We start from the raw sequence: 9096 nt of genomic DNA, 5'->3' as shown, positions 1-9096 counted from the left end.
TTTTAAGGTTAGTTATTAATAAGTATTAAAAGCGAGCTTCCAAACCTATACGAACGTAACGTGGTGTTTGCCAAGAGTATGCAGCATCATGGTACGCATTTACTTCACCTTCATTTTGCTCATAGTGTTCATTCAGTGATGACTCTGTTTGCGAGTTGAAAATGTTAAATACATTAACCGATGCACGCATGTCGATATCAGATACTGTGAAATCATATGCAGCAGATAAATCTAAGTTAAATACCCAAGGTGTACGGCCATTTGTGCCTCGGCTATGTTTTTCATAGATTTTCTCATCTTGATCACAGTCGCCGTTGCCATTTGTATCTGGACACTCATTAGTATAAATGTAGAAAGTATCACCCCAACCGCCATTTAAATTTGGATCGGTAGATGGATAGCCTTGACCAAATAAGCTCTTAGGACGCCCGCTTTGTAAAGTAGCATTCCAGCCTACAGTTAAGTCTTCCATTGGCTCCCAACTACCAAAGAATTTAAATGTATGGCGTCTATCATTAGGTTGATAGCCCTGAGATCCATCCATAACTGCTGGAAAGTCAAAGTCTTGGGTAATACCCGCATCAGCTTGACCAATATCTGATTTAACAGCACCTTCAAAATTACCTACACTTCTAGCCCATGTATAACCAAACTGATAACGAATAGTGTCAGCTTTATAGTCAAGGCTAAACTCTACAGCGGTGTATTCATTATTTGCTTTAGGTAGGCCTATTGTTTCTGCTGAATAGGTAGTTAAAGAACCACTATCTGGAACACCGTCGTTATTGAATGATGAATCTCCCCAATCGGTTCCATTCCAGTAGTAACCGTCACTGTACCAGCTAGACGAATCGCCAGGGTTTATCATTACGCAGTAAGGGTATGCATATCGCCCACAGTAGTCATCTAATGCTGTTGCAACTTCGCGGTATATACCTTTAACACCTACTGTATATTCATCATTTAAAGCTTGCTGTATACCAATAATATATTCATCTTTAGAGAATGGATCAGCCTCTTGCGCTTGGAAGATATCTTTTTCAGGTATAACCGGTACACCACTCACTTGCTGTGAGTTTTGAATACCACCATTCCCAAGCGTATCAGCTAATGGCGTTAGGCCTGTTGGTGCGCCAGTTTGCGAATCAACACCAGTATACGTATAAGCTGTGGTTATATCACTAACCCCTGATGCGGCTCTAAAAATAGTATTATTGGCTACGGGTAAGTAATAACGCCCATATGTACCATAAACTTTAGTGTCGCCTGTACCTGTAGGATCCCATGTGAAGCCTAGTCTAGGTGCAATATCTGTTTCAAAGCTAGTTAGTAACTTACCAGTCGTACCCCAGCTATCAAACTCATCAATACGTAAGCCAACTTTAACTGAGAAATCCTCTGTTACTTGCCACTGATCTTCTATGTAGTAAGCTGTTAACTCTGATTCAAAGCTGCCGCCGCCATCAAAGATACGGTCTTCAACATAGTCAAGCGCGGCACCAGTGTTATTTGTTAGTGCGCCATTATCGGCTTGCCAACTACCATTATCTGCAAGAGTTCTGTAATCATAGCTGTGACCACCGATAGGACTACTTATATTCTCAGACTTACGCTCTTGGTAATCAATACCAAATGTTATTTCATGGTCATTCCATACATATTCAACATCTAAGCGATATTGGGTATTTTCATCATTATTGGCACCAAAGCTACCGCCTGCACCACAGCCAGTGATTGGATTAGCAGTACCTCGAGAGTCGGTAATAGATGGACAAACCAAGTTTTCTGATTGCGTTTCATATTCGGTTTTAATATTACCAGCCATTGCAGTAACAACTAGGTCTTCGGTTAAAACACCCGTATAACTTAAGCTTTGTGCTTCACCACCACGCTTTAAAATGGCGCCATCGATACGATCGCCCACAGTACCGTTATTGTATTCGTATACTGAACGCTCAATATCACGACGATTAGAATAAGCAAAGTAGCTTAACCTATGGTTTTCATTAATATCCCAATCAAGCTTACCGCCCCAAAATAAATTATCGCCACCAGAAGCTGATTCATTACGGTATTGATCGTTTGGCGAAAATTCATCTCCACCCCACGTGTATGTAGACTCAGTATCCCTTGGGTTAATTAATCCATAGAAAAACAACGTGTCTTCAATTAGAGGACCACCAGCAGAAATAGTCACATCTGTTTTGCTATCAGTGTCTAAGCTTTCATCTCTAAATATTTGACCTGCGCCATTGTTACCACGAGAAATACTTCCCTCTTCTTGCAAAGAGTCTGGTTGAAATTGCACAACTGCCGCAAATTCCCACTCATTTGTACCACTTTTAGTAGTTGTATTTATGGTACCACCGGTTGCGCGGCCAAATTTGGCAGAGTAACCACCCGTTTTAACTTGGAACTGGTCATAGAACTCAAACGGTACTTCACCACAACCAAGGCCTTGGCGTGTATTAGTAACCTCTAAGCCATTAATATAACATGCATTTTCAGCTACTGATGAGCCACCAAACGACGCAGTATTACCAAAAGCACTGTCTCCTTTAACAGCTCCTGGTGCCAACAATGCAACCGAGGTAAGGTCTCTGTTTATCGGCATACGGTCTATTTCAGCATCTGTAATAACTAGGCCAGAATCGGCAGTTGTTAAATCAATCGAAGAAATACGAGCGCCTAATACTTGAATTACTTCAGGACCGGAATCACTGACTTGTGCTAAATCAAAGCTCGCTTTTGCATTAGCACCTAATGAAACGCGCACACTATCTTCAGCTACAACGGCGCCGTTTTTTAAGATTTGTATTTGATAGCTACCTGAAGGCAATGAAGCAAATCGAAATGAACCGTCTTCAGAAATATTTAATGTTCTTTCTAACCCTGTTGCAGGATTTTTTACTGTTACGGTATACCCTGCTGTAGTGGAAATATTATCGATAGAACCTACAACATCAGATGCCACTGCTGGAAGCGCTACACCTAGTGAAGCGAGAACCGCTATTGCCGTAAGATTTTTTTTGAAAATATTTTTCATACTCTTATCCCTGTTAAGTTTATAATTATTTTTGCACTTTATACAAAATGCATACAGAGGGTAACAAAAGGGTACAAATTGTAAATATGTTAATTAAACAAAGATAAAACATAAATAAAAATAATTTAAAAACAACAGCTTAAATTTATTTTTACATGTTTATTTGTGAAATATAAAATTCTCAATGTTAATTTAAAGAAACAAAAACAGGTAATTAATTAACAACAATTCAGTTAATCAAACTATTAACATACTCGTTACAATGATCTTATTTTTAATCTCGCAAAGTGCTATTTTACTCTAATTATACTCACAGCTTTTTAATTTATTTATAAGAAAACAAGCTAATAAAAGTAATTAAAATTTATTTAGTTTCAAATTTTGATTGCTAGATAGTGAAGCAAATATAATAAAACCGCTGAGTTAGCGGTTTTATTATTAAGGTTTTATTTTATTAGCGTATACACTGCGGCCTAGGTTCAAACTCACTGGCTCTTAGTGGTAACTGAATGACTTTTCCGCATCCGGGCGGTGCTTGTAAACCCGTTCTTTCATTGACGAAAGCCCATCTTATTGATGGCGGGCGTGTATCTGCTATTGCTTCAGGGTTGAGCGGTTTTAAGTAACGAATATAAGCTTCTAAGGCGCCCACACTACCGGTTAAACCGGTGCTTCTATTATCGTCTCTACCAAGCCATGCAACGGTCACTGTGTTTTGATCAAACCCTGCAAACCAGCTATCACGTAAATCATTACTAGTGCCTGTTTTACCGGCAAGCTGAATTGATGGAAAGTGTAAATTTAAACGCTTAGCGGTGCCGTCCTTTGTTACTCGCTTCATGGCATATTTAGTCATATATACAGCGTCTTTTGCAAAGCGCGGCTCAGACTTAACTTTATGCTTATACAAAACGTTACCTACCGAGTCTGTTAGCGCAGATATAGAGGTAAGCTCTCTATACTCGCCATCTGCTGCGATAGTGGTATAAAGCTGGGCAACCTCAAAACTCGACATTTCTACAGCACCAAGTAGCAGCGAGGGGTATTCATCTATATTACCTTTTGCGCCTAATCCTTTGAGCGTATTTGCTACTTTATCAACACCTACATCTAGGCCTAAATTTACCGCAGGAATATTAATACTGTTACTAAAGGCTTTATAAAGTGGCAATGCACCTCGGTATTGGTGATCAAAGTTCTCAGGTTGCCACACTTTACCTTGCTCATTTGTTACCTGCACAGGGGAGTCATCAAGTAATGTGGCTAAGTTATAATGTGGTAACTGCAAGGCTGTTAAGTACACCGCGGGTTTAACTAAAGAGCCAATATTTCGTTTAGTATCGAGCACTCGGTTAAAACCTGAGTAGCGAACATCGCGCCCCGACACTAAAGCCGACACACCGCCTTTTTCTACATTAACTGAGATCATGGCTGCTTCGAGTTTATCGGTGTTAGGGCGTTTTTCTAAATACGGTAAACTTTTTTGAATGGACTCTTCCATCGCCGTTTGTTTTTGCAAATCAAAGTAAGTAAATACACGAACCCCAGCATCTAGTGTTTTTTGATCAGGTAATAACTGCTTAAGCTCACGGTTTACAAGTTCTAAAAAGCCAGGGTATGACTTTTGTAAACTTGCTTTCATAGGCGCTATATCAATTGGGCGTTTAAGTGATGCACGGTATTCTTTTGTAGTTAGTAGCTTGTTTTCAACCATTAAGCGCAGTACTAGATCGCGACGCTCCATAGTGCGTTCTTTATAGCGTCGAGGATTGTAATACGAAGGCCCTTTGACCATCGCCACCAGCAGCGCTATTTGGTCATATTCCAACTCATCAACAGGCTTTGAAAAATAAAACTCAGAGGCCAAGCCCATGCCATGCACGCCTTGGTTATAAGACTGACCTAGGTAAACTTCATTTAAATAAGCTTCTAAAATCTGATCTTTTGAATAACGGTAATCTAGAATAAGCGCAATAAATGCCTCATTTATTTTACGCACTAAAGAACGCTCACGCGTTAGGTATATATTTTTTGCAAGCTGCTGCGTTAAGGTGCTACCACCTTGCACGGTACGCCCTGCTTTAATATTTGAATAAAGCGCGCGCAAAATAGAAAATACCGACACACCATGGTGCTGGTAAAAATCCCGATCTTCTACCACTAATAACGTGTCTTTCAACATAGGCGGAAACTTATCAAGCGGTACAAACTCTCTATCTTGCTTTGAATCATTTCCAATACGGGCTATTTGCACAGGCTCTAGGCGAGCGCTGTTTAGGCGTCTGCCAAATTTATCTTTAATGGTTGCTACCTTTTGCCCCGCAAAACGTAGCTCAATAATGTGCGATTCTTCAAGGCCATCATAAAATTCAAAATCACGTCGGTAAATTTTTATGCTATCGGCTGTTTTTACAAACTGGCCCGTGCGGCTTAGCCTATTAACTGATGAATAATTGAGGCGCTCAAGCTCCCACACAACCTCTTGGCTAGATAAAAACTGCCCTGGGTAAAACTCCATTGAGCGTGCGTATACTTGGGCAGGTAACTGCCATTTATTACCTTCAAATATACGTGTTGTTTTTGAATCTAAATAAATAAGATACATGGCCATAGCAATAAAAACAGCTAAGCTCAATTTCCAAAAAACAGACCATGTTTTTCGCATAAATGAGTGTTTAGCAACAGTATTTGACGTTTTTTTAGTCGTTTTTGATTTAGCTTTACGTGGCGAGCTGGTTGCTTTAGGTGCACGCTTAGGAGTGGTTTTACTACTGGGTGTTTTTTTGTTGTCAGCCATTTAAGTGTAATTTATTCCAAGGTTTATTCACGAGTGTGAGCTTAGCATATTGGGTATAGCCTAACACCTGAAAAGTTAACCTTCCCTGAAACGAAAAAAAGCCCTACCAAGGTAGGGCTTTGTGAACACAATGATTAATCTATTTAATACTAGTTACTGCGAACAGATACAAACTCAGGGTAAGCATCAACACCACAATCGTGTTGGTCCATACCGCTTAGCTCTTCTTCTTCGGTTACGCGAATACCCATAGTTTGCTTTAAAATAGCCCACACAATAAATGAAGCTACAAAAACAAAGGCTAAAATAGTCACTAAACCAATAAGCTGTGTTACAAAGTTTGCATCGCCGTTAGATACAGGCACTAACATAATACCTAGCGCGCCACATACACCGTGAACAGAGATAGCACCTACTGGGTCATCAATCTTCGCTTTATCTAGAGCTACAATGCTAAATACAACCAGTGAGCCACCTAAAATACCTAGTAAACACGCCATTAATGGAGATGGTGAAAGTGGGTCTGCTGTAATAACAACTAAACCTGCTAATGCGCCATTTAGTACCATAGTTAAATCAGCTTTACCCCATAACACTTTACATACAAACAGTGCAGCAATTGCACCCATTGCCGCTGCGGCATTGGTGTTAAGTAAAATTTGACCTACAGCGGTTGCATTTTCTTTGTCTGAAAGAAGTAATTGCGAACCACCGTTAAAACCAAACCAACCCATCCATAAAATAAACGTACCTAATGTAGCAAGTGGTAGGTTAGAGCCTGGAATTGGGTAAATTTCACCGTTTTTACCGTATTTACCTTTACGAGCGCCAAGTAAAATTACACCTGCTAAAGCAGCTGCAGCACCAGCACCATGAACAATGGCAGAGCCTGCAAAATCAACAAAGCCCATTTCTGATAAGAAACCGCCGCCCCATGTCCAGTAACCTTCTATTGGGTAAATAAAGCCAGTTAAAACAACTGCAAATGCTAAGAAAGCAAATAACTTCATACGTTCAGCAACCGCACCCGATACAATCGACATAGCCGTTGCAACAAATACTACTTGGAAGAAAAAGTCAGATTCTAAAGAGTGGTCAGCATCGGCCGCTTGCGTGCCAATTAATGCGCCAATTGAAGGGATGATGCCGCCTTCAGCGTTGTCTACATACATGATGTTGTAGCCAACTAATAAAAACATGGTACATGCGATAGAATACAGCGCCACGTTTTTAGTTAAAATTTCAGTGGTGTTTTTAGAGCGAACTAAACCCGCTTCTAACATGGCAAAACCTGCTGCCATCCACATTACTAATATACCCGACACCAGAAAATAAAAGGTGTCGAGTGAAAATTTGAGTTCTACAATTGTGTTTTCCATTAATCAGCCCCCTTAAATTGCTTCTTCATCAAGTTCGCCCGTACGAATACGCACAATTTGATCTAAGTCGTACACGAAAATTTTACCGTCACCAATTTTGCCTGTTGATGCAATTTTGGTAATTGCTTCAACTACGCGTTGGCAATTTTCAGTACGAGTAGCAATTTCAAGTTTGATCTTAGGAATAAAATCTACCTGATACTCTGCTCCACGATACAGCTCTGTATGGCCTCGTTGACGTCCAAAACCTTTAACATCAACTACGGTCATCCCTTCAATACCTAAATCAGCGAGCGCTTCACGCACATCATCTAATTTAAATGGTTTTATGATTGCACTAATCATTTTCATAGTGGCCCCCTCGGACGCTTTATTGTTATCCTGTTGGCTTACATAATCCAACCTTTGTGCCACTATTAAAAAACACTTAATATCAATAAGATAAACGTAAATAGTAAATTTAAAACAAAAAAAACGCACCATCAAGGTGCGCTTTTTTAACAACTTAGCTACATTGGTGCATCACCAAAAGTGATGCCCTACTAGCTTGTAATTAGTGTTATTTTTTATATTTACACAACACAGTTTCGGCCATTGTTTTTGGCTTCGTAAAGGGCCGCATCTGCGATGCGCATGGCCTGAGTTAAATCAGTGTTTTGAAAATCAGCAACACCAATACTGATGGTGATAGAAAACGGTTTTTCATCGATTAAAAACTCATGTTTAGCGAGTTTTTTTCTAAAGCCTTCTAAGTACTCTCGCCCACGCGCCGTGTCTATATCATCTAATATAATGGCAAACTCTTCGCCGCCCACCCGCGCAACGGTAAACTTAGAAAACGTAGTTTTAATTAACGTGGCTACCTGCTTTAGTGCCTGATCGCCCGCTTCGTGGCCTAAGGTGTCATTAATATTTTTAAAAAAATCTATATCGAGTAATGCAAGCGTATTTTGCTGTTGTTTTTTTAATAGTTGCTCTGCATATTGGTAAAAATAACGGCGGTTATACATACCCGTTAAATAGTCTCTGTAAGCACTTTCTTTAATATCCGCAATCAGTGACAACTGCTCCATTGTTTGCATAACACGACAATGAAACTCTTCATTCATAAATGGCTTTGTTAAAAAGTCGTTGGCACCGTATTTAATAAACCGAGCCGATAATCCATGCTTACCGGCACCCGAAAGCCCAATGATGGCCAAATCATCGCGCCCTCTAAAATTACGCACCGCTTTAACCAGTTCAAAGCCATCCATTAATGGCATCGCATAATCGGTCATGAGCAATTTTATATTAGGGTTACTTTTTATTATTTCGAGTGCTTGCTGACCATCTTGCGCATCGGTTACATCAAATAATTGCTTTTCTAGCATTTGCTTCATTAAGGAGCGGCTTAACACCGAATCATCAGCAACCAAGGCCTTACAGCCTTGATTTCTCAAAAGCTGAGCTACTAACTTGATAGCGTAATGGTATGAATCGCGATTGTCTTTTATTACGTAATCAATAACACCAAGCTCTAGCATTTGTTGGCGCTTATATTCATCAATTTTTGAGGTAAGTACCACAGTAGGAATGGCGTGTGAAAGTGTAAATTTAGCGACCTCGCCATTAGGTGCATCAGGCAAAGTTAAATCAACTAAAGCCAGCGAGTATTTATGTTTCTCAATATAGTCTTGGCATTCATTTAATGACCATGCGAAATCGACAGCGACATCTAAATATTGAGCCGTTAAGTGGCGTAGCACCTGCTGCACTACTTTACTGTCTTCAACCACTAATACTCTTTGCATAAACTTCTCTTTAATCTTGTTATTTTACGTACTTAAACTTGCACTGAAGCGACAAGCTATGAAAAACATCCAGTAAAGTTC

Annotated in this window: 5 protein-coding genes; all 5 read right to left on the bottom strand. The window is 39.9% G+C overall.

Going from position 1 to position 9096, the window contains the following annotated elements:
* Positions 1 to 25: 25 nt before the first annotated feature.
* Positions 26 to 3046 (bottom strand): TonB-dependent receptor, encoded by a 3021-nt coding sequence (locus B2R65_RS00895; protein WP_024034306.1) that lies wholly within the window; start codon positions 3044 to 3046, stop codon positions 26 to 28.
* A gap of 454 nt (positions 3047 to 3500) precedes the next feature.
* The gene (gene mrcB, locus B2R65_RS00890; protein ID WP_286740284.1) at positions 3501 to 5843 is read right to left on the bottom strand and encodes a penicillin-binding protein 1B; all 2343 of its coding nucleotides are present in this window, start codon (positions 5841 to 5843) and stop codon (positions 3501 to 3503) included.
* 149 nt (positions 5844 to 5992) lie between these two features.
* A complete protein-coding gene (locus B2R65_RS00885; RefSeq protein ID WP_154945526.1) occupies positions 5993 to 7222 on the bottom strand; it encodes an ammonium transporter in 1230 nt (409 codons plus the stop codon).
* Between the two features lie 12 nt (positions 7223 to 7234).
* Complete coding sequence (locus tag B2R65_RS00880) at positions 7235 to 7573, bottom strand: P-II family nitrogen regulator (RefSeq protein WP_004587162.1); 339 nt, start codon at positions 7571 to 7573, stop codon at positions 7235 to 7237.
* 221 nt (positions 7574 to 7794) lie between these two features.
* Positions 7795 to 9015: a GGDEF domain-containing response regulator gene (locus B2R65_RS00875; protein WP_029773860.1), complete on the bottom strand. Its 1221-nt coding sequence runs from the start codon at positions 9013 to 9015 to the stop codon at positions 7795 to 7797.
* Positions 9016 to 9096 lie beyond the last annotated feature (81 nt).

It is taken from the genome of Pseudoalteromonas sp. UBA2102 (assembly GCF_002331165.1).
Lineage (GTDB): Bacteria > Pseudomonadota > Gammaproteobacteria > Enterobacterales > Alteromonadaceae > Pseudoalteromonas > Pseudoalteromonas atlantica.
This window is presented reverse-complemented; position numbering and strand designations above follow the sequence as displayed.

Excerpts from the sequence above, each read along its gene's own strand:
- B2R65_RS00885 (WP_154945526.1), bottom strand. The coding sequence starts at position 7,222 with ATGGAAAACACAATTGTAGAACTCAAATTTTCACTCGACACCTTTTAT.
- B2R65_RS00875 (WP_029773860.1), bottom strand. The coding sequence starts at position 9,015 with ATGCAAAGAGTATTAGTGGTTGAAGACAGTAAAGTAGTGCAGCAGGTG.
- mrcB (WP_286740284.1), bottom strand. The coding sequence starts at position 5,843 with ATGGCTGACAACAAAAAAACACCCAGTAGTAAAACCACTCCTAAGCGT.
- B2R65_RS00895 (WP_024034306.1), bottom strand. The coding sequence starts at position 3,046 with ATGAAAAATATTTTCAAAAAAAATCTTACGGCAATAGCGGTTCTCGCT.
- B2R65_RS00880 (WP_004587162.1), bottom strand. The coding sequence starts at position 7,573 with ATGAAAATGATTAGTGCAATCATAAAACCATTTAAATTAGATGATGTG.